General features: G+C 59.0%; 24 protein-coding genes and 2 tRNA genes. 7 read left to right on the top strand and 19 right to left on the bottom strand.

From position 1 onward, the window contains the following. Positions 1-112: 112 nt before the first annotated feature. From ACIOTN_RS14320 to pdhA, 3 genes are read right to left on the bottom strand one after another with little or no spacing between them, the layout of a single operon-like run. Positions 113-1,462 carry a dihydrolipoamide acetyltransferase family protein gene (locus ACIOTN_RS14320; RefSeq protein WP_105657252.1) on the bottom strand — a complete coding sequence of 450 codons (1,350 nt, stop codon included), beginning with the start codon at positions 1,460-1,462 and terminating at the stop codon, positions 113-115. Next, positions 1,462-2,451, bottom strand: a complete 990-nt coding sequence (locus tag ACIOTN_RS14315; protein ID WP_105657306.1) for an alpha-ketoacid dehydrogenase subunit beta — start codon at positions 2,449-2,451, stop codon at positions 1,462-1,464. The genes ACIOTN_RS14320 and ACIOTN_RS14315 overlap by 1 nt, the downstream gene beginning before the upstream one ends. Before the next feature lie 14 nt (positions 2,452-2,465). Further along, positions 2,466-3,581 (bottom strand): pyruvate dehydrogenase (acetyl-transferring) E1 component subunit alpha, encoded by a 1,116-nt coding sequence (gene pdhA / locus ACIOTN_RS14310; protein ID WP_105661813.1) that lies wholly within the window; start codon positions 3,579-3,581, stop codon positions 2,466-2,468. 150 nt (positions 3,582-3,731) lie between these two features. Here pdhA and ACIOTN_RS14305 point away from each other — a divergent pair, with 150 nt between their 5' ends. After that, a complete protein-coding gene (locus ACIOTN_RS14305) occupies positions 3,732-4,205 on the top strand; it encodes an Lrp/AsnC family transcriptional regulator (protein ID WP_388023964.1) in 474 nt (157 codons plus the stop codon). Positions 4,206-4,289: 84 nt separating this feature from the next. Here ACIOTN_RS14305 and ACIOTN_RS14300 read toward each other — a convergent pair whose 3' ends face one another. Continuing rightward, a complete protein-coding gene (locus ACIOTN_RS14300; protein ID WP_105657249.1) occupies positions 4,290-5,915 on the bottom strand; it encodes a cation acetate symporter in 1,626 nt (541 codons plus the stop codon). After that, entirely contained in the window at positions 5,916-6,260 is a 345-nt protein-coding gene (locus ACIOTN_RS14295; RefSeq protein WP_402735550.1) for a DUF485 domain-containing protein, read from the bottom strand. A gap of 197 nt (positions 6,261-6,457) precedes the next feature. Here ACIOTN_RS14295 and ACIOTN_RS14290 point away from each other — a divergent pair, with 197 nt between their 5' ends. From ACIOTN_RS14290 to ACIOTN_RS14275, 4 genes are all read left to right on the top strand, one after another. Beyond that, complete coding sequence (locus ACIOTN_RS14290; RefSeq protein ID WP_402735549.1) at positions 6,458-7,639, top strand: sensor histidine kinase; 1,182 nt, start codon at positions 6,458-6,460, stop codon at positions 7,637-7,639. 29 nt (positions 7,640-7,668) lie between these two features. Further along, on the top strand, positions 7,669-8,385 hold the full coding sequence (locus ACIOTN_RS14285; RefSeq protein ID WP_105657247.1) for a LytTR family DNA-binding domain-containing protein: 717 nt from the start codon (positions 7,669-7,671) through the stop codon (positions 8,383-8,385). 125 nt (positions 8,386-8,510) lie between these two features. Then, positions 8,511-8,810: a hypothetical protein gene (locus ACIOTN_RS14280; protein ID WP_286172046.1), complete on the top strand. Its 300-nt coding sequence runs from the start codon at positions 8,511-8,513 to the stop codon at positions 8,808-8,810. Continuing rightward, a complete protein-coding gene (locus tag ACIOTN_RS14275; RefSeq protein ID WP_388023966.1) occupies positions 8,803-10,278 on the top strand; it encodes a cation acetate symporter in 1,476 nt (491 codons plus the stop codon). Before ACIOTN_RS14280 ends, ACIOTN_RS14275 begins: the two co-directional genes overlap by 8 nt. Here ACIOTN_RS14275 and ACIOTN_RS14270 read toward each other — a convergent pair. Continuing rightward, complete coding sequence (locus ACIOTN_RS14270) at positions 10,275-11,225, bottom strand: DMT family transporter (RefSeq protein WP_402735548.1); 951 nt, start codon at positions 11,223-11,225, stop codon at positions 10,275-10,277. The genes ACIOTN_RS14275 and ACIOTN_RS14270 overlap by 4 nt on opposite strands. A gap of 39 nt (positions 11,226-11,264) precedes the next feature. On the opposite strand from ACIOTN_RS14270, the gene ACIOTN_RS14265 reads away from it, so the two are divergent. Continuing rightward, positions 11,265-11,768, top strand: coding sequence for a MarR family winged helix-turn-helix transcriptional regulator (locus ACIOTN_RS14265; RefSeq protein WP_105661811.1), 504 nt, complete (start codon positions 11,265-11,267; stop codon positions 11,766-11,768). Positions 11,769-11,872: 104 nt separating this feature from the next. On the opposite strand, the gene ACIOTN_RS14260 is transcribed toward ACIOTN_RS14265, so the two are convergent. From ACIOTN_RS14260 to rpsB, 6 genes are all read right to left on the bottom strand, one after another. Further along, a complete protein-coding gene (locus ACIOTN_RS14260; protein ID WP_105657242.1) occupies positions 11,873-12,445 on the bottom strand; it encodes a DivIVA domain-containing protein in 573 nt (190 codons plus the stop codon). A gap of 149 nt (positions 12,446-12,594) precedes the next feature. Next, positions 12,595-14,151, bottom strand: coding sequence for a phosphatidate cytidylyltransferase (locus ACIOTN_RS14255; RefSeq protein ID WP_332486626.1), 1,557 nt, complete (start codon positions 14,149-14,151; stop codon positions 12,595-12,597). Continuing rightward, positions 14,151-14,708 (bottom strand): ribosome recycling factor, encoded by a 558-nt coding sequence (gene frr, locus ACIOTN_RS14250; RefSeq protein ID WP_105657241.1) that lies wholly within the window; start codon positions 14,706-14,708, stop codon positions 14,151-14,153. Before frr ends, ACIOTN_RS14255 begins: the two co-directional genes overlap by 1 nt. Positions 14,709-14,786: 78 nt before the next feature. Then, on the bottom strand, positions 14,787-15,509 hold the full coding sequence (pyrH, locus tag ACIOTN_RS14245) for a UMP kinase (RefSeq protein WP_105657240.1): 723 nt from the start codon (positions 15,507-15,509) through the stop codon (positions 14,787-14,789). A gap of 204 nt (positions 15,510-15,713) precedes the next feature. Next, positions 15,714-16,550 carry a translation elongation factor Ts gene (tsf, locus tag ACIOTN_RS14240; protein ID WP_105657303.1) on the bottom strand — a complete coding sequence of 279 codons (837 nt, stop codon included), beginning with the start codon at positions 16,548-16,550 and terminating at the stop codon, positions 15,714-15,716. A 145-nt stretch (positions 16,551-16,695) separates the two neighbouring features. Beyond that, complete coding sequence (gene rpsB / locus ACIOTN_RS14235; protein WP_105661810.1) at positions 16,696-17,547, bottom strand: 30S ribosomal protein S2; 852 nt, start codon at positions 17,545-17,547, stop codon at positions 16,696-16,698. 396 nt (positions 17,548-17,943) lie between these two features. Here rpsB and ACIOTN_RS14230 point away from each other — a divergent pair, with 396 nt between their 5' ends. Next, complete coding sequence (locus ACIOTN_RS14230) at positions 17,944-18,477, top strand: M23 family metallopeptidase (RefSeq protein ID WP_402735547.1); 534 nt, start codon at positions 17,944-17,946, stop codon at positions 18,475-18,477. A gap of 256 nt (positions 18,478-18,733) precedes the next feature. On the opposite strand, the gene ACIOTN_RS14225 is transcribed toward ACIOTN_RS14230, so the two are convergent. The 7 genes from ACIOTN_RS14225 to ACIOTN_RS14195 all read right to left on the bottom strand — a co-directional run bounded on the left by ACIOTN_RS14225 (position 18,734) and on the right by ACIOTN_RS14195 (position 24,850). Further along, positions 18,734-18,810 (bottom strand) — tRNA-Ile (locus ACIOTN_RS14225). 99 nt (positions 18,811-18,909) lie between these two features. Beyond that, entirely contained in the window at positions 18,910-20,097 is a 1,188-nt protein-coding gene (locus ACIOTN_RS14220) for a glycosyltransferase (RefSeq protein ID WP_105657237.1), read from the bottom strand. A gap of 51 nt (positions 20,098-20,148) precedes the next feature. Next, a complete protein-coding gene (locus ACIOTN_RS14215; protein ID WP_105657236.1) occupies positions 20,149-21,060 on the bottom strand; it encodes a DMT family transporter in 912 nt (303 codons plus the stop codon). A gap of 86 nt (positions 21,061-21,146) precedes the next feature. Further along, entirely contained in the window at positions 21,147-21,992 is an 846-nt protein-coding gene (locus tag ACIOTN_RS14210) for a phage holin family protein (RefSeq protein WP_166650650.1), read from the bottom strand. A gap of 273 nt (positions 21,993-22,265) precedes the next feature. Further along, a tRNA-Asn gene (locus ACIOTN_RS14205) sits at positions 22,266-22,341 on the bottom strand. Positions 22,342-22,480: 139 nt separating this feature from the next. Continuing rightward, positions 22,481-23,554: a glycosyltransferase family 4 protein gene (locus tag ACIOTN_RS14200; RefSeq protein ID WP_402735546.1), complete on the bottom strand. Its 1,074-nt coding sequence runs from the start codon at positions 23,552-23,554 to the stop codon at positions 22,481-22,483. A 42-nt stretch (positions 23,555-23,596) separates the two neighbouring features. Next, positions 23,597-24,850, bottom strand: coding sequence for an MFS transporter (locus ACIOTN_RS14195; RefSeq protein WP_402735545.1), 1,254 nt, complete (start codon positions 24,848-24,850; stop codon positions 23,597-23,599). Between the last annotated feature and the right edge of the window lie 183 nt (positions 24,851-25,033).

Here is a 25,033-nt window from a genome sequence, read left to right as displayed (position 1 = left end):
AGATTACATCAAACATTGCGAAACAACCAATGAATAGTCATGAAAGCAATGCTTGAAATCGGGTTACTCACCCGACTGAAATAACTTCAGCCGGGTCAGTTTTTATTTAAGCTCAAATAAAAATATTCATCATTCCGGGGTCTTCCAATACCGAGCCGACACCTGCGAGGAACTCGCTTGCTTCCTTGCCGTCAACCACTCTGTGATCGAAGGACAAAGCCAAAGTCATGGTATGGCGAAGGGCAACTTGGTCTTGGTATTCCCAAGGCCTTCGTTTCACTTGGCCTAATGCCAGGATTCCAGCCTGCCCCGGAGGTAGAATCGGGGTCCCGGCATCCACGCCGAAAACCCCCACATTGGTAATGGAGAATGTGCCACCGGTCAATTGGGCTGGTGACAACGTTCCTTCGCGGCCCTGGAGAATAATCTCGCTGAGTTCAGTTGCCAATACGGGCAACGTCTTGGCTTGGGCATTTTTCAGCACCGGAACCAGCAAGCCGCGGTCACTTGCCACAGCCATGCCCAGATTCACTGACCCGAACTCAATGATTTCGTCAGCCTTTTCATCCCACGTCGAGTTCAGCGCAGGATAAGTCTTCAGCAATCTCGTCACCACGAGCGCCGCCAACGTTGTGATGTTGAGTTTCCGGTCCTTCAGCAAGCGATGCGAACGCATTCTTTCCACCAACGCCATGGATTCGGTGACGTCAATAGTGAGGAACTCGGTGGCATGCGGTGCAGTAAACGCCGACTGCACCATCGCTTTGGCTGTGGCTCTGCGGACGGCGGTGATCTTCACATGGCGGTCCACATCCGGCGAGGACGCTGGCTCATTTCCCCTTGCCGATGAGGTGCTGGTACCTACGGAATCGATGGCCTGCTGAACATCCCTACGCAGCACCAGCCCACCCTCGCCGCTGCCGGCGAGCGCCGAAATATCGACTCCATGATCGCGTGCCAGCTTGCGTACGGGCGGTGTGCATCGAGTCGTCTCATGTTGTTCGCGCTCAGGACTGGCCGGCGCGGCATCCGGTGCGGATGCAACTGGTTCCGCCAATTGCGCCGCTCCCCCGTTGCGGGAGCCACGAGCTTTTCGCGTTGGACGGTTGCCGGTGTCTGCCGGGGCACCGTAGCCAACGAGGGTTGGGGTGCGCTCGACGGCCGCACTTTCCCCATGATTTCCGGGACCTGCTGCTGGCGGCTGCCCGCCGGAAGCGCCTGGCTCCTGATCAAAAGTGACCAGCGGACCGCCAACCTGCACTGTTTCACCTTCGGTGGCATGCAGAGCCTGAACGAAGCCGGCATACGGCGAGGGCAGTTCAACCACTGCCTTGGCGGTTTCAACTTCGGCAATGATCTGGTTGAGCGCAACATGCTCGCCAACCTTGATTTTCCAATTCAGCACCTCGGACTCGGTGAGCCCTTCGCCGAGGTCCGGGAGTTTGAATGTGTGGGCGGTCATCACTTGGCAGCTCCTTCGGTTGCCTCGTTGTGGCGCATCACGGTATCGACCGCGTGCATCACTCGATCCAAATCGGGCAGGTGGTGGCTTTCGAGCCGCGATGGCGGATACGGAATATCGAATCCGGTGACGCGCAATGGGGCGTGCTCCAGATAGTCGAAGCAGCGCTCGGTGATTTCGGCACAGATTTCTGCACCGATACCGCTGGTGCGGCTGGCTTCATGGACTACAACCAGCTTGCCGGTGCGCTTGACGGATTCGGCCACGGTGTCGATATCCAACGGATCCAAGGTGCGCAGGTCGATGACCTCCAGACTGGTGCCTTCATCTTCTGCGGCCTTGGCCGCATCCACCAAGGTGTAGGTGGTCGGGCCATAGCCGACCACGGTGACATCTTCACCGGGTCGGATGATCTTGGCCTTTGGCGATCCGTCTGGCGTTGGAGCCAGAAGTTCAGCTGTGCTTTTCTCGTGGTAGCGGCGCTTCGGCTCGAAGAAGATGACCGGATCATCGCAATCGATGGCCTGGCGCAACATGCTATAGGCATCTTCGACACTTGAAGGCGCGAAGACGCGCAGACCGGCGGTGTGGGCGAAATATGCTTCCGGCGATTCGGAGTGGTGCTCCGGTGAACCGATTCCTCCGCCGTAGGGAATTCGAACTGTCACCGGCATCTTCACACGGCCCCGGGAACGGTAATGCAATTTAGCCAGCTGGGATACTAGCTGGTCAAAGGCCGGGTAGGTGAAGCCGTCAAACTGGATCTCCACTACTGGGCGATAGCCTCGGTAGGCCAGGCCGATGGCGCTGCCGACAATGCCGGATTCTGCCAGCGGGGTATCGACGACGCGGTGCTCGCCGAATTTGGATTTCAGGCCATCGGTGACCCGGAAGACGCCCCCGAGGGTTCCGATGTCTTCACCAAGCAGGATGACTTTCTCGTCCTCGTCCAGGGCATCGTGCAGCGACTTGTTCAGCGCCTTGAGCATGGTGGTTGCCACAGTTACTCTCCACCTTCAAAATCTGCCAAGTAGTCCAGATAGTTCTTGGCTGCGCGTTCGGTTGGTTCGTGCTTCTCGGCATATACATTGGTGAACAGCTCTTCCACCTTGGGGTCCTCCATGGTGGTGATCGCGGCGCGAAGCTTCGCGGCCAGATCATCGGCTGCGTTCTGGGCACGCTGCTCGTAGGACTGCACATCGGCACCCATCTCATGCAGGTACTTCACCAGGCGGTCGATAGGGTCCTTGGCTTTCCACTCTTCGAGCTGCTCGCTCTTGCGGTAGCGGGTTGGATCATCGGCGGTGGTGTGCGACCCCATGCGATAGGTGACCGCTTCAATGAAGGTTGGGCCCAGGCCGTTGCGCGCGTGATTCAGGGCGGCCTTGGTGGCTGCGTAGACTGCAAGGATGTCATTGCCATCCACCCGCCAGGTCTTCAGCCCGAAGCCGTGGGCACGGTCGGCAATCTGGGTGCGGCTTTGCAGGTGGACTGGTTCGGAAATGGCCCACTGGTTGTTCTGGCAGAAGAACAGCACTGGCGCCTGGTAGCTGGCGGCGAAGACCATGGCTTCGCTCACGTCGCCCTGGCTGGTGGCGCCATCGCCAAAGTAGGCCACAGAAACTTGCTTGCCCCCGTCGAATTTGATTCCCATTCCGTATCCGGCTGCGTGCAAAGCCTGGGAGCCAATGACAATCTGCTGGCAAGCAATATTGACTTCATTCGGATCCCAGCCGCTGGCCTGGGCCCCGCGCCACACGCTGAGCAGATCTTCTGCTTTCACTCCCCTGGCCCATGCGACGCCATGCTCGCGGTAGGAAGGGAAAATGAAGTCATCCGCTTCGGTGGCGCGGACCGAGCCGATTTGTGCGGCCTCCTGGCCGAGCAACGGGGCCCAGAGTCCTAGCTGGCCCTGGCGCTGCAATGCGGTGGCTTCATTGTCCATGCGGCGCAGGACCACCATGTCGCGAAGGAAATCTGCAAGGTCCGCTTCTTTGAGGTCCTTCAGATAATGGTCAAGTTCTTCGTCCGGGATTCGTTTCCCGTCGACGTTCAGCAGCTGATGCGTGGGTAGGCATCCGGCGGCTACGTCAATGTGCTGTGTGGACACGATCGGCATCCTTACTCTCACGTAGTCGGTTGCGGGTTTTCATTCACAAACACCGCTTAATGTGATGCTACTCACGCAAGGCAGGATGCACAATGGTGTTTTTGGAATTAGAGCAAAACGCACTATTTATGAGAACCCGTCAGTGCTAACGTGCACATTATGCAACTTCTGGACACTACCGACCGGCGCATCCTGCTGGCCCTCTCGACCGCAGCCAAGCGCACCGGCTCGGCTATCGCCACGGCTTTGAACCTCGGGCGAAATACCGTGCAGACGCGGATGACCCGCCTGGAGAATGAAGTTCTTGATTCCATTGACCGCCGCATCCCGCCCGAGGTGCTGGGCTACGGGCTGCTTTCCTTTGTCGAGCTGCATGTTGAGCAACGCCATCTCGGGGACATCGCCGCCAAGCTCGAAGCCATCCCCGAGGTGCTTGAAGCACACGGGCTCACCGGCTCTGCCGACATCTTGGTGCGGGTAGCGGCCAAAGACGCCGAGGAGCTGTTTCGGGTCCATGGACAGCTGCTGCATATAGACGGAGTGAATCGTGCGGACTCGGCACTATCCATGGCCGAGCTCGTCCCCTACCGCACCACCGCTTTGCTTCAGCACTCGCTAGCCGACAACGCGTAGCGCACAGGGCAGCAAAAAGTTCCGGGAACCAGCCTGCTGGCTGGTTCCCGGAACTTCGCTATTGAGTTTTATGTATTCTTCGCCTTAGTGGTCGACTGCCTTCTCGGCACCGACACCGGTCAGCGAACGAACTTCCATTTCCGCCTGCTTGGTAATGTCCTCGACACGCTTGTCGGTAACCGAGCCCAGCCAGCCTAGGAAGAAGGCCAGCGGAATGGAGACGATACCCGGGTTAGCCAGCGGGAAGATCACCATATCGATGCTTGGGATCATTGCGGTCTCCGAGCCCGAGAAAACTGGCGAGAAGATGATCAGCAGCAAAGCCGAACCCAGGCCGCCGTACATGGACCACACTGCGCCGCGGGTCTTGAAGCCCTTCCAGAACAGCGAGTACAAGATGGTTGGCAGGTTAGCCGAAGCGGCCACCGCGAAGGCCAATGCCACCAGGAAGGCCACGTTCTGCCCCTGGGCACCGATGCCGCCAGCGATAGCGAAGACTCCGATAACCAAGACCGTGCGGCGGGCAATCTTCATTTCCTTCTCTGGAGTGGACTTGCCCTTGGCAATCACCGACGCGTACACGTCATGGGCGAAGGATGCCGCCGCGGTGATGGTCAAGCCCGCCACCACAGCAAGGATGGTTGCGAAGGCCACTGCAGAGATCAGGCCCAGCAGCACTGTGCCGCCCAATTCGTAGGCCAGCAGCGGTGCCGCAGAGTTCACGCCGCCTGGAGCCGCCTGGATTCGATCCGGGCCAATCAGTGCACCGGCGCCGAAGCCCAGCACCAGGGTGAACAGGTAGAAGGCGCCGATCAGCCAGATAGCCCAGACGACGGACTTGCGGGCTTCCTTCGCGGTAGGAACGGTGTAGAAGCGCATCAGCACGTGCGGCAGGCCGGCGGTGCCAAGCACCAAGGCCAGGGCCAGCGAGATGAAGTCCAGCTTGGCAGTTTCAGAAACACCGTACTTCATGCCCGGATTCAGGATCTCAGGGTTGCCGGCTACTTCAGCTGCCTTGCCCAGCAGGTCGGAGAAATTGAAGCCGAACATGGCCAGCGTCCACACGGTCATGATCAGCGCGCCGGCGATCAGCAGGCAGGCCTTGATGATCTGCACCCAGGTGGTGCCCTTCATGCCGCCAACCAGCACATAGAGGATCATCAATGCGCCAACGATAACGATCACCAGCGACTGCCCCAGCTTCTCGTCAATACCCAGCAACAGGGAAACCAGCGCGCCGGCGCCAGCCATCTGCGCCAGCAGGTAGAAGACGCACACTGCCAGCGTGGAGATGGCCGCGGCGATGCGCACCGGACGCTGCTTGAGACGGAAGGACAGCACATCGGCCATGGTGAATTTGCCGGTGTTGCGCAGCAGCTCCGCAACCAGCAGCAAGGCAACCAGCCAAGCAACCAGGAAGCCGATCGAGTAGAGGAAGCCGTCGTAGCCCTGGATGGCGATAGCGCCAACGATGCCCAGGAAGGAGGCTGCCGAGAGGTAGTCACCGGCAATTGCGGTGCCGTTCTGCGTTCCCGTGAAGGAACGGCCGCCTGCATAGTAATCCGCAGCGGTCTTGTTGTTCTTGGAGGCGCGGAGCACGATCACCATGGTGACGCCCACGAAGGCCAGGAAGATGGCGATATTGACCAAGGGGTTGCCGACCTGGGTCGACTCTCCCGCGGCCTGGGCCAGGATGCTGAGCTGGTTCATTTAGTTCACTCCCTCGCTCTCTAGGCGTTCACGGATCTTGGTTGCCTTGGGGTCGAGCTTCTTATTCGAGAAACTGACGTAGGCCGCGGTGATCGCGAAGGTCGACACGAACTGCAGCAACCCGAGAACAATACCCATGTTGATATTGCCGAGAACCTTGATGGACATGAAGTCATGGAAGTAGTCGGCTAGCAGCACATAGGCGAAATACCAGACGAGGAAGAAGACTGCCATCGGGAAAACAAAACTGCGGTGGGTCTTTCGCAGTTCCTGGAATTCCACGGATTGGCTCTCCTTGACGAAATCAACGTCAGCAGCGACGCCGTGTTCCGGGTTGGCACTCATGATGCCCTCCTTGAGCGAGTTGATGATGTGACTGGGCGCACATCAGTTTTGTGACTAAGTTCACTATTGGCGATAAACCCGTTGGCGACTAGGGGGCTTGCACAGCTCGTGGCTCAACGGACTGCTTTCTGCGCCCAACGGCGCAGCATGGCGCGCTGAACGGTCGGCAGATCAGGCAGGGCCCTAAGATGGGATACATGTCTCCAGCGCTGCAAGTCACCCTGATCGTCGCCATTGCGATGGTCGAAATCGCTCTTGTCGGCTACATCGGTTTCAGGATTTCCCGCTCCACCAAGGAAATGGGGACCGACGTCGAGGAAGCCACCTACAAGACGTTGCACCACATGTCCGTTGCGGTTCCCCATTTGGAGCGCGGCCTGACTGAGGACGGGGCGGCCAAAAGCGCCAAGGCGCTGCGCAGGCTCTTGAACTGCCAGGTATTGCTGATCAGCGACACCACCCATGTGCTGGCCACCGATGCAGGGGCCGATTTCACCGCGGAACTCGAAGAAGCAGCCTCCAAGGTTTCCAAAAGCGCGCTGGCAACCGGCAAAACCCAGGTAGAACGTTCCTCCGGCATGGACTTCGTGTCCGCGCCGATCACCGTAGGAGATCAAAGCGTGGGAACGGTGACCGCGCTATCACGCAGGGCCGGCGCCAGCTTCGTTCGGGCAGTTTCCGAGGTAGCGGTCTTTGTATCCGCGCAAGTTTCCACCGCCCAGCTCGATGAATCCAAGGCCATGCTGCTCGAAGCGCAGATGCGTGCCTTGCGCGCTCAGATCTCCCCGCACTTCATCTACAACTCGCTGAATGCGATCGCCTCGTTCATCAATACTGATCCCGCTCGAGCCCGTGAGCTGGTCATAGAATTCGCCGACTTCACCCGGTACTCTTTCCGCCGCCGCGGTGAATTCACCACCCTGGCCGAGGAACTGGAAGCCATTGACCGCTACCTGTTGCTGGAAAAGGCCCGTTTCGGTGAGCGCATCAAGGTCTCCTTGCAGATCGCTCCCGAGGTGCTGCCCACGCAAATTCCCTTCCTGGCCTTGCAGCCGCTGGTTGAAAATGCGGTACGCCATGGACTCGAAGCCCGGCCAGATGGCGGAGTCATCTCCATCACGGCCACCGAAGACGGAATGCACGCAGTCATCAGCGTGGAAGATGACGGCATGGGCATGGATCCCGAGCAGCTGTCCAGTGTGCTAGCTGGCGATACCCCGAATATGCACGTAGGCCTGCGCAACGTCGACCTGCGCATGCGCCAGCTCTACGGCAATTCCAATGGACTGGTGGTGGAGACCGCGCCGGGGGCCGGAACGCTGATCACTTTGCGTGTCCCGAAGTTCCGTCCGCCCAACACGATCACTTCCGATGCATAGAAAAATCCAATAAACGGTAGAATTTTCGCATGATTAACGTGGTGGTCGCCGATGATGAACTTCCAGCGGTAGAAGAAATCGCTTTTCTGCTCAGCCAGGATTCCCGCATCGGGAAAATTCACCGCGCCACCTCTGGTGCCGCGGCGCTGAAGGCGCTGGAGGAAAATACTGTCGACGCACTTTTCCTCGACATCCACATGCCGGCTTTGTCAGGCTTGGATATTGCCCGCGTCATCTCCCGCTTCACCAATCCCCCACTGATTGTTTTTGTCACCGCCGATGAAGATCAAGCGCTGCAAGCATTCGAGTTGGCCGCCATCGACTACGTGCTCAAGCCCATTCGCCCGCAGCGCCTGGCCGAATCCGTTCGCCGCATCTGCGAGCTGGTCGAGGAGACCCCTGCCAAGCCGGAAATGATCACGGTGGACCAGGGAGGCATCACCAAGCTGATCCCTCGGGCGGATATCGCCTACGTTCAAGCCCAGGGAGACTACGCCCGGCTGCACACCAAGGATTCGAGCTATCTCATCCGGGTTCCGCTCAACGATCTGGAACAGCAGTGGGGCGAGTCCGGTTTCGTTCGGATCCACCGTTCCTACCTGGTGTGCATGGATAAGATCGAAACCGTTCGCTTGCAGACCGGCAAGGCCGCTGTGCTGGTCAACAGCACCGAACTTCCGATTTCTCGTCGCGCGTTGCCATACCTGCGGGAACGCTTGGCTGCCAACCGCGTCCGCCCGCTGTAGGAAGCTGCTGGCCTTCCGTGGAGCAACTTCCCCAAGACAACAGCCGGCGAGAGCCCCTCATGCCCGGACGTTTCGCTGAGCAGCGTCCAAAACGCGTGCGTGTCCAGGCTCCGCAGGATGCATCCTTGACTGTCTCCCCCGACCGTCCCGAGCACACAGCAGAAGAATTCTATGTTCGCCAGCTGATCCGCTCCCAGCTGCGGCTGGCCTGTGCCGTGGCGGCGGGCCTGCTGGCGATGCTGGTAGGCATCAGTGCATTGCTCGTCTTTTGGCCGGTCTTCGAGGACATCCATCTGCTGGGCCTGCCCCTGCCATGGTGGGTTTTGGGCATCGGCATGTATCCACTGATCATCGTGGCCGGAATGCTCTACAACAGGGCCGCGGGACGCAATGAAGAACGGTATCGGAGCATCAGCCGTGGCTAGCTTGCTGTCCGTTTCCTCCTTGGTGATCGTTTGCCTCACGACCATGCTGATCGCCTTCCACGGCCTGCGCCTGTCCCGCACGACTTCCGACTTCTACGTAGCTTCACGCACCGTACGCCCGTGGTGGAATGCCTCTGCTATTGGCGGCGAATACCTGTCGGCGGCTTCGTTCCTGGGCGTTGCCGGACTGATTGTGCTCTCTGGGCAATCAGGTTTGTGGTTCCCCATCGGCTACACCGCAGGCTACTTGATGCTGCTCCTGTTTGTTGCCGCTCCCCTGCGACGTTCCCGGGCATACACAATTCCCGATTTCGCGCAGATCCGTTTCGAAGGCTCGCCGATGCTGCGGAAAATCACCACCTATCTGGTGGTGGTGATCTGCTGGCTCTATATCGTTCCGCAAATGCACGGAGCAGCCCTGACCCTATCCATCGCTACCGGATTCCCGAGTTGGGCCGGTCCGGTCATTGTTGCCGCGGTTGTCTGCGTGACGGTGCTGTCCGGCGGGATGCGCTCGGTGACCTTCGTCCAGGCCTTCCAGTACTGGTTCAAGCTGGCGGCCTTGGTTATTCCCACGATTTTCCTGCTGGGGCGGGCCATCCCCGAGCATTCGGCATCCGGGCATGCCCAGGCCCTGTATGCGCAGCTGGAGTCCGTGAACGCGATGAACCTCTACGAGACGGTATCCATCATCTTGGCATTGCTCTTCGGCACCCTGGGGCTGCCGCATGTGCTGGTGCGCTTCTACACGAACCCCACAGGCCAGGCTGCGCGTACCACCACGGTGATTGTGCTGTGCCTGCTCTCCGCGTTCTACCTCTTGCCGACGACTTTGGGCGTGCTGGGCTTGCTCTACACCCCGGAGCTCGGTGCCACCAATGAAACCGATGCCACCATCCTGCTCTTGCCCGGGCGCCTCTTCGACGGATTCCTGGGCGACGCCTTGACCGCAATTGTCGTCGGTGGCGCATTCGCAGCTTTCCTCTCCACCACCTCCGGTTTGGTGGTATCCCTGGCTGGTGCGCTGTCCCAGGAATTCTTCTCGGGTACCGTGCGGGGCTTCAGGATCTCTACCGTGCTGGCCACCGCCCTGCCCGTCCTGGTCGCGGTGGTGACCAATTCATTGGCCTTGGCGGGCGCCATTGGAAACGTCTTCGCCTTCACTGCATCCACCATCTGCCCGCTGCTGCTCTTGGGCATTTGGTGGCGTTCACTGACCGCTCGAGGTGCTGTTGCCGGACTGCTGGCTGGCGGCATCTCCTGCGGGCTGGCCTTGATGACCGGCGCCTTCCTGCCCCAGGAAGATGAGATCTGGATCCACCTCTTGCGCCAGCCTGCGGCGTGGAGCGTTCCCTTGGCCTTCATGGTGATGATCTTCGTATCGCGCAGCACCAAGCGGAGCGTGCCCGCCAACGTTGAACGCGTCATGGCGTTGCTCCATGTCCCGGACTGGCGGGCGAAGTTCTAGCCAGTCTCCACGGATTCTCCGGCAGGCGCGTCGCGGCCAGATGCTTCGCGTGCCGAAGCTGATCTGCGCCGGGATCCCTTGGCCAGCCCCAGAAGGACTCCGCCGAGAACCAAGCCCATCCCGATCAGGCTTTGGAGGCCGAGGCTTTCCGCTGCCAGCAATGTTCCCAGCAGGACCCCTGTCACTGGATTGAGCAGGCCAATGAGGCCAACTGACGATGCAGGGAGATGGCGCAGCCCGGTGAACCAGGCAAGATAGGCAGCCGCGGTGGCAATGAGGCTGACATAGCCGAAGCCCGCCATCGCCTGCAGGTCAAGCGCAGGGGGTGCTCCATGCACGAACAGCGCGCAGGGGACCAGTACTGCCCCTCCGGCCACCAGCTGCCACGCGGTGACACGGATAATCGGCATCCCTTCAGACCATCGTTTGGTCAAGATGAACCCGGCACTGGATAGGACCATTGCTACCAGCGACAAGACGATCCCCAGGATATCGATGCCGGCCTGTGCATCGAATACCATGATGCCCACGCCGACGAAGCCCAAGAGGGCCCCAACCAAAGGCCAACGTGCAGGACGTTCACCGAGCAATAGCCATGCGAACAGCATGAGCACACCGGCAGAAATCGCCATGGTCGTAGCAGCGACACCCGATGGCAAAAGTTGCGCCACCACGTAGATCAGGGCAAAGAAGGCACCGATATTCAGCACGCCCAGAACCGCGGATTTCCACCACCAGCTGCCCTGCGGGAGTTTCCTGGCTAGCCCCAGCAACACCAAGCCCGCCGGCAATGCGCGGATCGCCGCACCCCAGAGCGCTGAGCCGTCGGGAAGAAATTCCTTGGTGACATAGTAATTGGAGCCCCACGCGATCGGGGCTATCGCGGTCAGTGCTACCCAGCCCAGCGTTCGAAGCCGGTGCCCCGCCGAATTCAAAGTATCTTCCATGGAAGATACTTTAGCTTCCTTGGAAGATATAATAAAGGCATGGAGCAAAACGACCACGTATCGCGCATTCAACAGCAGTGGGCAGAACAACGGCCGGATCTCGACCCAGCGCCCCAGGGAATCATCGGCCGGCTGCATCGCTTGGCTAATTACCTGACCGAGGAGCTCTGCACGGTTTATGCAGAGCATGGGCTGACCGAAGCTGAATTCGATGTGCTCGCGGCCTTGCGGCGGGCAGGAGAACCCCATTCCCTGGCCCCCGGCGAGCTGGCACAGCAGACGATGGTGACTACCGGAGCCATGACCAAGCGGCTCGACAAGCTGGTCAGCAACGGCTGGGTCACCCGTGCGCTATCCGGTGATGACAGGCGTGGGCGCCGCATCTCCTTGACGGCTAGCGGCAAGAAGAAAATCGATGAAGCGTTTACCGCCCACATGCGCAACGAAAAGCGCCTCGTGGACCAGCTGGCCCCCGCTGATCGTCCTGTGCTCGAAGAAATGCTGCGAAACTGGTTGGCCCACTATGAACAGACCCGGCCCTAGCCTTATCGGCCAGCGCGTCGCCAAGAATGCAAAAAGCCGCGCAGGGCAGCGGGAAGAATTTCCCACTGCCCTGCGCGGCAATGCGTTTGCGCTGGAGACAGCTGCTAGTCGATCGAAGCCATCAGCTCGACCACGCGGTCAAGGAATGCATCGACCTGCGATTCCTCGTAGCCATCGGTTCCCTGCGAAGAGCGGAATTCCACGCGGCGTACGGTGTCAACGGCCATGGGCACGTCGTTCTCGAAATAGTCGATGAGCTGATCGCATAGGCGATCGACATCTTCGATGTTGTAGCTCGACGCGTTGGAACGCGACGGGCGACGGAAACGCTCACCCTTGGCACGGTGCAGGCGGCCACGCAGGATCGCGGCCAGGCGGCCTACCTGCTGCAGCCAGACCTCCTCGCCCTGATGGGCAATCAAGTCGTCGCGCTCGCGCTTGGCAAAGACATCTTCCAAGCGGTCCAGCGCACCATCGACTTCGCGGGCCTGGTACCCGCCCTTCTGCGGCGCAAAAGTGGTGCGGCGGATCAGGTGGCTGGTGACCACACTGTCGTCGTTTCCTCCACCGTTGAAGGTGGCGCGGGCACGGCTCAGGAATGCATCAACTTGCTTTGCGTTGTAGCCGAATTCCGAGTCCGGTACGCGGGAAAACGGAGCATCTTGCTGCTGCGACACGACAGTTCCTTTTTCTCTAGAGAGATATCAGTTGGGTACCCCGGTAAGGCGATACCCCTCATATTCTATTGGCTTGGGCCAATAGTTGGCTTAATGGCCACACCAGCCAGTGCATTCCAGTAGAGGATCACACCCGCTGGCGGGACCGGTCAGAAGACTTCGACGCTCCAGGCCAACACATGCGAAATCACGTAGCCCAGAGGAATGACAAACAATATCGAGTCCAAGCGATCCATGATTCCGCCATGGCCCGGCAGCAAGTTGCTCATGTCCTTGATGCCGAGTTCACGTTTGACCATGGATTCCGCGAAGTCGCCAGTGGTCGCGGCAATGGTGGTGAAGAACGCCAAGATGACGCCCGTCCACCATGGCATTTCCAGCCAGAAGTGCATTGCGCAAGCACCAATAGCCATCGAACCAATCATTGATCCGGCGAAGCCCTCCCAGGACTTTTTCGGAGAAATCTTTGGCGCCATCGGATGCTTGCCTATTAGCACACCCACGATGTAGCCGAAGGTGTCGTTGGCGACCGCGAGCAGCAAAAGCGTGGCAATGAGCCATTGGCCATTCTCGGAATCAAGAATCAGCAGGGCGAAGGAAAGCAGCAGCGGCACCCAGCTGATGATGAACACGCTGCTCATCACCGAGGCCACAGCACCCTTGAGTCCTTCCATGAGCCGGAAGAGCAGAGCGATGAGGATACAGGCAATGTAGCTGAAGCCAAGGGCTTCCACCCCGCCCCAAATGGCACTGACCGGCAGCAAGACCGAGGACAGGTACAACGGCAATTGAGGCACCGCGGTCTTGGCGTGAGTAGTAGCTCTCGCAACTTCCCAGCAGCCAATGCCGCTGAGGGCAATCAGCGCGATGACCAACAATGGCTGCGACCACATCAGGCCAACGAGGACGACGCCGAGCATCAGCAAGCCTACGCCGATTGCCGCGGGCAGGTTGCGTCCGGCGCGCGATTTCTTCGGCTCCGGGGTTCCTATCAACAGCTCGGCAGGGATGTCTGCTTCTGCCGCGTCGGGCTGGCCGGTCTCGGCCAGGTCCGTGGAGTCGGAAACCGGTGGAGCAGGCACCTTGCCCTCGGCAGGCGCTGGATTCTGCGCCGCTGATTCGGCGTCCTGTTTGGTCGCTTCGCCCTTCGCTGGCATACCACCCTGGGCAGCTGGGGCCGCTAAGATCTTGGCTTTGCCGGGTTCCGCCGATTCTACGGGCTCAGCCGGTTCCTCGGCTGGTCCGGCCTGCTGGGCAGCTACCGGCCCCGGAGCCGCCACCGACTTGGACGTATCAGCCTTGAAGGCTGCCTTGGCACGCTCTTTCGCTTGCCCGGTATCAGCCGTAGCGGCTGCATCCTTACCTGGGGAAGCCTCGGCTGCCGGGTTCGCGCCAGCCCCTGGCTGAGGGGTCGGCAAAACGCCATCGGTGCCGGCAACTTGCTCCACGGCTGGTGCCGGTGCTGGCGTGGCCATTGGAGCAGCTACCGGATTGGCCGGTTCAGTCGTGACCGGTTCTTGGATTCCAGTGGCAGGTTCTGGAGTTTCCCTAGCCGCGCGGTTCTTCATGAAACCGCGTTTTTTCCCCTTGGCGGCAGCCTCGCGCTGGGCACGAGCTTCACGTCGGGTCAGGGGCTGGGATTCTCCGGATGCCACTGAGGGCACCGCCGAAGCGTTGCCCTCAGTGTTGTCTGTCGAGCCTGGCATTAGACTTCCAGCAGCTCTGCTTCTTTTTTCTTCAAGATCTCGTCAACTGCGTCAACGTGCTTCTTGGTCAGCGCGTCGAGGTCCTTTTCTGCACGGGTGCCCTCGTCCTCGCCAATTTCGCCATCCTTGACCAACTTGTCGATGGAGTCCTTGGCCTTGCGGCGGTGGTTACGCAGCGCAACGCGGGCGTCCTCACCCTTGGCCTTGGCCAGCTTGACGTATTCCTTGCGGCGTTCTTCGGTCAGCACTGGAAGGACAACGCGGATCATCTTTCCGTCCGAAGATGGGTTTGCCCCAACTTCTGGATCGCCCAGAGCCTTTTCGATTGCGCGCATAGCGGTCACATCGAATGGGGTGATGGTGATGGTGCGTGCTTCTGGCACTGCGAAGGAAGCCAACTGCTGCAGTGGGGTCGGGGAACCGTAGTAGTCCACCATGACCTTTGAGTACATGCCTGGGTGGGCGCGACCGGTACGGATCGTCGCGAAGTCCTCCTTGGCGGCCTCAATGGTGCGTTCCATCTTTTCGGCGGTTTCCGCCAGCGTTTCGTCAATCACCGGTACTCCTCAAGTACTTCATCTGTGTTTCCGCTACGGGAAATTAAATCTACTTCAATCCTAAGCCACGATCACCGATTAGACGGTGACGGTGGTGCCAATCCGCTCGCCGCGAATTGCCGCGGCCACGTTTCCTTCGCCTTCCATGCCGAAGACCAGCATATTGAGCTTGTTGTCCTGGCACATGGTCATGGCGGTCTGGTCCATTACGCGGATGTCGTTGACCAGCGCGTCGCTGTAGGTCAAGGTCTCCAGCTTCTTGGCGGTCGGATCCTTCTTCGGATCCGCGGTGTACACGCCATCGACGCCCGACTTGGCCATCAGAACTTCGTCAGCATCGACTTCCAGGGCACGCTGCGCGGCCACGGTGTCGGTGGAGAAGTACGGCAGGCCTGCGCCAGCGCCGAAGATGACAACGCGGTCCTTTTCCATGTGGCGGATGGCACGGCGTGGGATGTAGTTTTCTGCGACCTGGGCCATGGCGATGGCCGACTGGACGCGGGTTTCGACGCCGCATTGTTCCAGGAAGTCCTGCAGTGCCAGGCAGTTCATGACGGTGCCAAGCATGCCCATGTAGTCTGCGCGCGAGCGGTCCATGCCGGAGGCCGAGAGTTCTGCGCCGCGGAAGAAATTGCCGCCGCCAACCACGATTGCGACCTCTACTTCGCCTACGGTTTCAGCGATCTGCTTGGCGATGCCGCGAACGGTATCCGGGTCAACGCCGATCTTGCCGCCGCCGAATACTTCACCGGAGAGCTTGAGCAGTACGCGGCGTCGTTTGGTTTCTGGGGTGCTTGGCATGAGGTGTCTTACTCCTGGAGGTCGGAATCAAGCTGGGGGTACTACTTCCCAGATCCCAAGCTATCGTGAGATCCGGGCTCAAGAAAAGGGAGGCGAGTCACCGAGTTTTCTCTCGGTGCTCACCTCCCTTTGATCTTGTGCACTCAGGTTGCCCTGAACGCGGTTCGCTTAATGCGTACGGCTAATGCTTAGAGCTGTAAAAGCTTAGGCACCAACGCGGAAGCGTGCGAAGGCAACTGGCTTGGTGCCAGCTTCTTCGAAGACCTTGCCTACGGACTTCTTTGCGTCCTTGGCGAAAGCCTGGTCAACCAAGACGATTTCCTTGAAGAAACCGGTCAGGCGGCCTTCAACGATCTTGGTGAGTGCAGCTTCTGGCTTGCCCTCCGCGCGAGCGGTTTCGTCTGCGATGCGGCGCTCGTCGGCAACCTTGTCAGCTGGAACCTCCTCGCGGGACAGGAAGGTAGGAGCCATTGCAGCGGTGTGGACAGCAACGTCGTGTGCGACGGTTGCGGCAGCTTCGCTGTCAGCGTCAACAGCCATCAGAACGCCAACCTGAGCTGGCAGGTCCTTGCTGGTCTTGTGCAGGTACGAAGCAACCTTGGCACCCTCGATGCGTGCAACACGGCGTACAACAACCTTCTCGCCGAGGATTGCGCCCTCTTCGATAACGATGTCGCCAACGGTCTTGCCGTCCAGCTCGTAAGCCAGCAGTGCTTCTGCATCTGCAGCACCGGAAGCCACAGCGGCATCCAGGACCTTGTTGGCCAGTGCGATGAACTTCTCGTTCTTGGCAACGAAGTCGGTCTCGCAGTTGATCTCGATCATGACGCCGACGTTGCCTTCAACCTTGGCAGCAACCAGGCCTTCAGCGGTCGAACGGCCTTCGCGCTTGGTAGCGCCCTTCAGGCCCTTGACGCGGATGATCTCGATGGCCTTCTCGGCGTCGCCGTTAGCCTCGTCCAGTGCCTTCTTAACGTCCATCATGCCGGCGCCAGTGCGCTCGCGCAGTGCCTTGATATCAGCAGCGGTGTAGTTTGCCACGTGCAATCCCATTCAGCTAGGAGTTTCAAGTTTATTTTGCTTATGGGACGGGTCGGATTTCCGGCCCGTCCCACAAGACTTGGTGAAGTTCACCCCGAGCTACACGCTAGTGCGCCCAGGCAAACTTCTGGAGTCACCGAGGTGACTACTTGGCTTCTGGTGCCTCAGTTGCATCGTCTGCAGCTGGTGCTTCAGTTGCAGCTTCTGCAGCTGGAGCTTCGGCCTTGGCCTTCTCGCCCTCAAGCAGCTCGCGCTCCCACTCAGCCATTGGCTCAGCAGCACCCTCGGTCTTGCCGGCAGCCTTGTTGTTCTTGGCGATGAGGCCTTCGGCCACAGCGTCAGCAACAACGCGGGTCAGCAGGTTGACGGAGCGGATTGCGTCGTCGTTGCCTGGGATTGGGTAGGTAACTTCGTCCGGATCGCAGTTGGTGTCCAGGATGGCCACAACTGGGATGCCCAGCTTCTGTGCTTCGTCGATAGCCAAGTGTTCCTTCTTGGTGTCAACGATCCAGATAGCGGAAGGGGTGCGGGTCAGGTTACGGATACCACCGAGGTTGTTCTGCAGCTTGGTCAGCTCGCGCTTCAGCAGCAGCAGTTCCTTCTTGGTGTGACCGGAGCCAGCAACGTCCTCGAAGTTGATCTCTTCCAGTTCCTTCATGCGCTGAACGCGCTTGGAGACGGTCTGGAAGTTGGTCAGCATACCGCCGAGCCAACGCTGGTTCACGTATGGCTGGCCAACGCGGTTAGCCTGCTCGGCGATCGATTCCTGAGCCTGCTTCTTGGTACCGACGAACAGTACGGTGCCGCCGTGGGCAACGGTCTGCTTGACGAACTCGTAAGCGCGGTCGATGAACGACAGCGACTGCTGCAGGTCGATGATGTAGATGCCGTTGCGCTCGGTGAAAATGAAGCGCTTCATCTTTGGGTTCCAGCGACGGGTCTGGTGGCCGAAGTGGACGCCGCTGTCAAGCAGCTCTCGCATGGTTACGACTGGCATGTCGCAACTCCTTTCAGCAGTGGCGGACCGGGCGCGCATGCGCCCGCGGTAACTGCTCTTGTTTGTTCGGGTTGATGCAGATAGCCATTGTGGATATCCGCCCTGGCATGAATACCGATAGATGCTTGGCATCTCGCCTTCGGTCCACCGATTCTCTCGGACCACTGGAACCTCAGGCCACAGCTCATGAAGCTGTGGATACTCATACGCGAAGTCAATCCCCTGCCCGACGCACCCAGTTTTGGACACACCTGTGACAGGACACTGCTGTTTCAAGTGTACTACAGAGAACTCAACGCTTTACACGGCGATATCGGTGATCTGCAGCCCATTCGCTTGCCCACAATTCGCTCTTCCAACTGCTCAAGATCCGGCTATTGGGTCCATCCTGAGAGGATGAAATCCAAGTATCTAGTCGCCGGGCTGCAGGTTTTGCTGCTGGCCTTCAGTGGTCCTCCGGCCTCGCCCCTGACTGCGGCGCCACAACCAGTCCAAGCACAAGCTGCACTCGCCGCCGGCAACGGCTGGCGTTGGCCGCTAGCTGGCGAACCGGAAATTCTGGAGCCCTTCGATAAGCCGGAGGAGAATTGGCTTCCCGGTCATCGCGGCGTGGATTTGGCTGCCAGCTCCGGAGACTCGGTCTTCGCGCCCCAGCGCGGCCAAGTCGCCTTCGCTTCAGTGATCGTGGATCGACCCGTGCTGGTCATCGACCACGGTTCCGAATTCAAGACCAGCATCGAACCGGTAGCCGCCGGAGTCTCGGTGGGCGATTGGGTCGAGGCTGGCGAGAAGGTGGGACAGGTAGCAACCGGGGCGCACTGCTCGGGCCGATGCATTCACTGGGGCGTGCGGCTCGAAGGAGAATACATTGACCCGGTGTTGCTGATCCGCGACATGCGTCCATCAATACTCTTGCCGCTGCACGAATGACCGTGAAGGCTCCCAGGGGTGCACCAAGAAGAGCCACGGTTACTGTCGCGGGTCTTGCAGACCGGATCCTCTGCGTGTTCTTGCCCCTGGCGAGAGCTCCATGCCGCGCAGCCGCGTGGCCTGTTCCTTGGACTGCCCTGAGAGTTGCAAGTTGGCACCGCGCAATGGGCCGGGAACTGGCTTCTTCCAGTTTCCAGACCCCGGAACGAAAAATCGTCCAGCAGCTTTTTTGCATAAGCTGCTGGACGATCTTGTTTGGTAGGGAGTATGGGACTTGAACCCATGACCAAGGGATTATGAGTCCCCTGCTCTAACCAACTGAGCTAACTCCCCACATGGGCCCATCGCCGAAGCGGCGTAACCACACTCGAAATATTCTAGGGCATCACTAGCCGAAACACCGACTTGACGCACCCGATGACGATGAACCTATTAATGGGTGGAAACTTCGTGGCCGCGGTAAAGGGCTTCGAAGGAGTTCATTGTCTTTTCCTGCGCGTGGTTCTTCACCTTTTCGTGCCCGGCTTCACCCATCTTGGCACGGCGCTGCCCATCCAAGGCAAGAACCTGGTCTAGCTTGTTGGCCAGATCCTGCCGGTCTCCCGGCGTGAACATGTAACCATTGATGCCTTCGTCTACCAGGTGCGGCAGGGCCATCGCGTTGGCCAGAACGACGGGTTTGGAAGCCGAGAGTGCTTCCAGGGTTACCAATGACTGCAGTTCGGCCGTGCCTGGTTGGCAGAACACATCGCAACGCAGGTAGGCCTGGCGCAGTTGTTCATCACTTACATGCCCAAGGAAACGGACACGGTCTCGCAGCTGCAATTCGTCGGCGATCTTCTCCAAGTGAGCGCGTTGCTCTCCCCCGCCAACAATTTCAATGATGGCATCCGGCACCTGGCTCATTAAAGGCAATGCCTCGATGAGTTCATTGATGTTCTTCTCAACGGCAAGACGGCCTGCGAACAAGATCGTGGGGAACTCGTTTTTAATGATTTCTTCCCCTGCCGCCAGCTCGTAGTTGCCGATCTCGATCCCGTTAGACAGCGGAAGCACCCGGTTCAGTTTGGCACGCTCACGCATTGCCTTGGCCGCCAGTGGAGTCGGGGTCGTGACGGCGTCTGCCCGCCCAAAGATCTTCCCCATGTCTCTCCACGAATTCTGCGCGACAATTCGCTTGAACCACTGCGGGAAGGGCAGGAAGGGGTCGAGGTTTTCCGGCATGAAGTGGTTCGTGGCGATGGAACGAACCTTGTTCTTGCGAGCCCATCCGATCGTGCGCTGGCCAATCATATAGTGGCTCTGGGCGTGGACTACATCGGGCTTGATATCCGAGAGCAGCTTGCTGATCTGCCGATTGACTTCCCACGGGAACACGATGCGGAAGTACTCGTGGGTAGGTACCGAATGCGATTCCAGACGATGCACAATTGCTTCATCACGGATCTCGGTGTAGGTCTTGCCCTTATCTCCACGGGCCGCCAGCACATGCACCCGGTGGCCGCGTGCATGCATCGCAGTAGCCAACCGGTAGCAAAACATCGCTGCACCGTTGACGTCTGGCGGATAAGTGTCAGCAGCAATGACGATGGTCAGCGGTTTTTCCTTGGCCACGAGCATCCTTCGGCGTTCACACGCGTTGTAGTTTCTATTAAAATCTGCAGCTTCAGTCTATTTGGAATCAGGCATGGATTTTTCTGCTTCAGACTGGTTCCGGCGTTCAATAACATCCGGGTGATGTCTGGACAGTGCGGTCACACCGACGATAGCCAAACCAGCAGCCACCAGCATCAGCACGGTGACCAGTACCGGAACATCAGGACGCAGCTCCCCGAGGATGCCGATTCCAATGGCAATGCCAATTATTGGGTCAATCACCGTCAACCCTGCGATGACAAGGTCAGGAGGTCCCTTTGAGTAGGCCTTTTGCACAAAATACGAGCCGAGAAGGCCAGCTACAACTACCGCTAGGCCAGCCAGCCAAGGCAGCTGGACAAAGCTGCCGTCGCCGATATTCATCACGGCGATTGCAATGGTTCGAACCAGTACGGCGACGAATCCGAATAGAACGCCAGCACCGAGGATGAAGAAGAACGCACCGAGCTTCTTGTGGAAGAAGATGGTGGCCAATCCCACGATGGCAACGACTACCGCCAAGATCATTTCAATCAAGTGCGCTTCGTAGTCGTTTACCTCCTGGTTGCTGCTAGTGGCAGTGACGGCCAGAAGCACGAAGCCAACCGAACCCACCATGCAGCTGATGATCGCCAATACTGTGGGACGATTCATCGTCAGGTCGGTTTCCTTGGCATTGACCATCGCAGTGATCACCAATGCAATGGCACCAATTGGCTGAACCACCGTCAAGGGCGCGCTGGCTAGCGCGAAAACATTCAAGGCCATGCCAAGAGCCATCAGCCCCAGTCCGCTCATCCAGCGTTTATTGCGGGCCAGCTTCCCGACATTCTTAATTGTCAGGTCCAGACCGCCAACAGCACTGCGGACTGCCTGCGATTGGAAGTGCGCTCCAAAGGCAAGACAAAAGGCACTGCATAGTGCCGCTGCAATAGCGATCCAAACCATGTCAGTGCCTTTCTAGCCTAAGTTTTCATACGACGGGGCACGCGCACGCTTGGTACGGCTAATGCCTGGCCCCGTCGGCGAAAGACCTAGGAGCGCTTGAACAATGCGCGGACAACAGCCATCAGCGCCAGCCCGGAACCTGCCATCACGATATACGGTCGTGCCTGCTCTAAGCGGTTTGAGCCGGCTCTGTCAGCCTCCGATTGGTCTTCGGAAGACGAAGACGGGGAAGGGCGAACGAATCCCTTCGCCTTGGCAGCTGCTCCGGAGAACTTTTCCCCAGCTCCCTGGGTGAACGAACGAATCTTGTCGATCTTGGCCAGTGGCGCTTGCACGCTCTCGCCCAGGTTGTCACGCAGAGCCTGGATCTGGCGGCGGCGACGCTTGGTGCGAAGGATCAGCTCATCGGCACTCGGTGCCGGAGGCTTCGGTTCCTTCTTCTTTTCAGCCTTCTCGTCATCCTCAGCCGACTTCTTCTTCAGCGGCTCATCAAGAGTGCTGACATCGAAGGCGCTGCCGTCCTTGAGCACGCCCAAGTCGTGGCGGAGTCCGCGAATAGCTGCTTCCGGTTTCAGCGGCAGTGCCTTCTTGACCTTGGCATATCCGACCAATCCCAAGATGGCAGCAACCAGCAAGAAGAATCCTGCAACGATCAATGCGGCTGCCCAACCGGGCAACCAGAGAGCCAATACATTGACCAGGGTAACTACAACAGCAATGACGAAGAGCAGCACTACGAGCAGTGCAGCTCCGGCGAGCGCCGCCGCCATGCCAATGCTGATTCCCTTGCCTTTGAGTACCGTAGTCGCGAGTTTGATCTCGTCCGAGAGCTGTTGTGGAACAAGCTCCTTGAGACCATCAACCTGCGTCTTAGCACTCTTGACACTCGACTTAAGGCTTTCGTCAGCTTGCGTCGATTCAGCTTCAGACATGGTTTCTCCATATTCTCGATCGCTCAGCAACCGGTACATCAAACGCTAACACCCCGGTTGCCGCATACGACTCAGTCTTCAGGCGTAAAACCCACTGCATTTATCTCATGCTGTGGGTGTAACTGTTAACGATTCGAAAGTCTATCGTCTAATCACCTGTGGTTATAGGAGGTTCGGGTGTTGCTGGGTTTTCACTTCGAATTTGCGCATGGCAACGACCGCTTTTGGGTAAAACAAAACCTCCCAGCTACTTGCGGAGCTGGGAGGTTTTTTTGGCTCCTCCAACTGGACTTGAACCAGTAACCCTTCGATTAACAGTCGAATGCTCTGCCAATTGAGCTATGGAGGAATGCAACGAGTAATACTTTAGCACTGGCCAAGTGCCGTTTTCAAATCGGAAGTTCCCGTTGCGGAGCATGCGTTCCCTGCCCCGAAATTCCGCCATTTTCCGGGCGAGACCGGATGCTTATCCACCAAGCAGCAGCAAACTACTTTCTGTGATCTGCCGCATATCTGGCCAAATCCAGCAGCTGCTGCGCTGATTGTTCCCATGAGTAGTGCCCGGCTCGTTCCACGGCGCGTTGCGAATACTGTCTCCAGGTAGCCTGCTCATCCAAAGTGCGTACTTGGTCCGCGAAGCCTTGTGCATCATCTGCCGAAGCGTACAGCGCGGCGTCATCCGCGACTTCCCTGAAAATCGGCATATCGGTGGCAATCACCGGAGTTCCCATGCTCATCGCTTCGACCAGGGGAAGCCCGTAGCCTTCTTCTCGCGAAAGGGTTACCAAGGCAGTGCATTCGCTGAGCAGCCGCTCGTATTCCTCATCGCTGACACCGCGGTGGAATACCACTGTGGATTGCGAGGGGATGAGCTTGGATAATTCAGCATGACGTTGCTCGTTGATCCCGCTTAGCAGGTGCAGCTCATAGTCCGGCAGGTGCGCCATGCCGCGGATGAGTGTCTCGACGTTCTTGTATTCCATGAAGGAACCCATATAGACCAAGGTCTTCTTGGGGCGCTTCGCTTGGTCTCGACGAGCAAAATTTCCGGTGGGGGCGTTGGACACCAGTCCAATATGCTTCTTGGTCAGTCGATGCCTGCGCATGAGATCGGCTGTGGTGTTGGAAACGGTAGCCACCGCGTCGGCACGATTCAGGAGCATCCGCTGCGGCCAGTAGACCTGATGGAACAAGAACCATCCAGCGCGAATCGGAGCAGGCAGGAACTTCGGTGCATGCGGATGCGAGTAGTAGATCAAATCATGCAAGGTCAGGACCAAGGGATATTTCCGCCCCAACGATCCGATGGTCTGCATGGGCGAGAACACGACATCAGGCTTGAGCTTGTTGATCTGCAGGGCGACGAATGGCTCGAGCACGCTCGTGGGCCCGGAAATTTTCAGATACGGAACGTCGGGGAGCATTGCCAGCTGCCTGGTGTCGTTGACCAGCATCGTGACCTCGGCAAGCTTGCTGGCGGCCTCGATCAACCCGGCGGTATACCGGCTAATGCCATCATGGTGGGTGATGCGGGTGTATCGAGCGTCGATAACGAGTTTCACGTGCGCGGTTGCCTTTACTTCGTGGTGCGTATGCTTTCCAGCCTAACGGCTTGCGGGGCCGCGCATCACTAGGTAGCTAATAACTGAGAGGGTTGCGGCAACGACCCAGGCAAGCAGTCCAGCGGTAATCCCCCACGCGCTGGCCAATGCGCCGCCCGCCAATCCGCCAACGGGTACTACTCCAAAGGTGAATAACCGGCGTGCGCTTAGGACCCGGCCCAGCAGCTGCTCCGGAACGATCTGCACAATCCAGGACGAGGCAGCAATATTGAAGAGCAGCACGACGATTCCCCATCCCAGCGCGAAAATTCCCAGCAGCACCATGGACCACATTTCGGTTGCATAAGCCGCGGCCAATACGCAGCCCGCCAAAACTGCCTGCATCGAACCGGTGTAGATCAGCAAGGTTGCCGGAGCGAATTTTCCAGCCAGCGTTCCTGCGATAGCAGCTCCAATTAGCCCGCCAATGCCACCCACCGAGGCGAAAAGGCCGTACCCGAATTCGCCAAAGCCGAGCTCGTTGATAATGAAGATCGCTTCCACCGATGACCCGATGGCCAGCCCCAAGTTGGAGAACATCACTGCAACGGTAATTGCCAAGAGCAGGCGGTGCCGGGCCAGATACCTGAAGCCAGCCAGGATGCCGCCCTGTTCGGTCGACGGCCCGGGGCGGCGGCCAGGGCCTGGCGACAGGCGAGAGGAACGCACCTGCAGCGCCATCAGCATTGCCAGCAGGCCCAGTGCCGTCGAGATGCTCAGCAGCGCTGGCGCTCCCCACAGCGCGAAGCCGGTTCCCGCCAAGGCCGGGACAATCACGGTCATTGACTGGTCCGCAGCTCCCAGCGAGGCGATCAGCTTGCTAATGCTCGCCGCTCGGACTTCAGGTTCATCTCCGATGAGCTGCGGAACGGCAGTGGTTTGGGACGTTTCGGAAAATACATTGCAGAAGCCGAGCATTGCGCACAACAGCATCCCCAGCGGGATCGTTAGTTCCTCGGCGAAGGACAGTGCCGCTAGGCACCCCAGCAGGAAAAGCTTGGACCCGAGACCGATGCGCAGGACCCGCAACGCGGAATACTTGTCGACCAAATGGCCCGCGGGGATGCTGGCGAGCACAAAGGAAAGGGAGCCAAGCGCATTGAGCACTCCCATCTGCATGGCAGTTGCGCCAAGGGTGCCCACGAACAGCAGATCAATCGTGATATCAGAAAGTGAGCGTCCTGCCGCGTCCGTTGCGTTCGACCCGAGGAGCAGACGCTGGGATCGCTGGACTTTTCCCTGGCTTGCCGTGGCCACTAGCCCTCCCTTGCTCTAACTGTTTGATCATACAGTTCTAGCTTGAAAGTGCAATCAAACGACTAGTGATAATTCCGGGACATTGGAAGTCGAGAAGTTCTCTCCACTTCAACCTCGCAGGGGTCCAACTTCATCCCCGCTCAGATGCAGGTCAGCGGCTAACTTATCACAGCCGGGCGCCAC

The sequence above is a fragment of the Glutamicibacter sp. NPDC087661 genome (genome assembly GCF_044743275.1).
In the GTDB taxonomy this organism is placed as follows: Bacteria; Actinomycetota; Actinomycetes; order Actinomycetales; family Micrococcaceae; genus Glutamicibacter.
This window is presented reverse-complemented; position numbering and strand designations above follow the sequence as displayed.

Bases quoted from the DNA above. Each gene is read 5' to 3' on its own strand.
- ACIOTN_RS14210 (WP_166650650.1), bottom strand. From the start codon at position 21,992: ATGTCTGAAGCTGAATCGACGCAAGCTGACGAAAGCCTTAAGTCGAGT.
- ACIOTN_RS14215 (WP_105657236.1), bottom strand. From the start codon at position 21,060: ATGGTTTGGATCGCTATTGCAGCGGCACTATGCAGTGCCTTTTGTCTT.
- ACIOTN_RS14290 (WP_402735549.1), top strand. From the start codon at position 6,458: ATGTCTCCAGCGCTGCAAGTCACCCTGATCGTCGCCATTGCGATGGTC.
- rpsB (WP_105661810.1), bottom strand. From the start codon at position 17,547: ATGCCAGTCGTAACCATGCGAGAGCTGCTTGACAGCGGCGTCCACTTC.
- ACIOTN_RS14295 (WP_402735550.1), bottom strand. From the start codon at position 6,260: ATGAGTGCCAACCCGGAACACGGCGTCGCTGCTGACGTTGATTTCGTC.
- pdhA (WP_105661813.1), bottom strand. From the start codon at position 3,581: ATGCCGATCGTGTCCACACAGCACATTGACGTAGCCGCCGGATGCCTA.
- ACIOTN_RS14220 (WP_105657237.1), bottom strand. From the start codon at position 20,097: ATGCTCGTGGCCAAGGAAAAACCGCTGACCATCGTCATTGCTGCTGAC.
- ACIOTN_RS14320 (WP_105657252.1), bottom strand. From the start codon at position 1,462: ATGACCGCCCACACATTCAAACTCCCGGACCTCGGCGAAGGGCTCACC.
- ACIOTN_RS14230 (WP_402735547.1), top strand. From the start codon at position 17,944: ATGAAATCCAAGTATCTAGTCGCCGGGCTGCAGGTTTTGCTGCTGGCC.
- ACIOTN_RS14265 (WP_105661811.1), top strand. From the start codon at position 11,265: ATGGAGCAAAACGACCACGTATCGCGCATTCAACAGCAGTGGGCAGAA.
- ACIOTN_RS14305 (WP_388023964.1), top strand. From the start codon at position 3,732: ATGCAACTTCTGGACACTACCGACCGGCGCATCCTGCTGGCCCTCTCG.
- ACIOTN_RS14255 (WP_332486626.1), bottom strand. From the start codon at position 14,151: ATGCCAGGCTCGACAGACAACACTGAGGGCAACGCTTCGGCGGTGCCC.
- ACIOTN_RS14300 (WP_105657249.1), bottom strand. From the start codon at position 5,915: ATGAACCAGCTCAGCATCCTGGCCCAGGCCGCGGGAGAGTCGACCCAG.
- ACIOTN_RS14315 (WP_105657306.1), bottom strand. From the start codon at position 2,451: ATGCTCAAGGCGCTGAACAAGTCGCTGCACGATGCCCTGGACGAGGAC.
- pyrH (WP_105657240.1), bottom strand. From the start codon at position 15,509: ATGCCAAGCACCCCAGAAACCAAACGACGCCGCGTACTGCTCAAGCTC.
- ACIOTN_RS14285 (WP_105657247.1), top strand. From the start codon at position 7,669: ATGATTAACGTGGTGGTCGCCGATGATGAACTTCCAGCGGTAGAAGAA.
- ACIOTN_RS14270 (WP_402735548.1), bottom strand. From the start codon at position 11,225: ATGGAAGATACTTTGAATTCGGCGGGGCACCGGCTTCGAACGCTGGGC.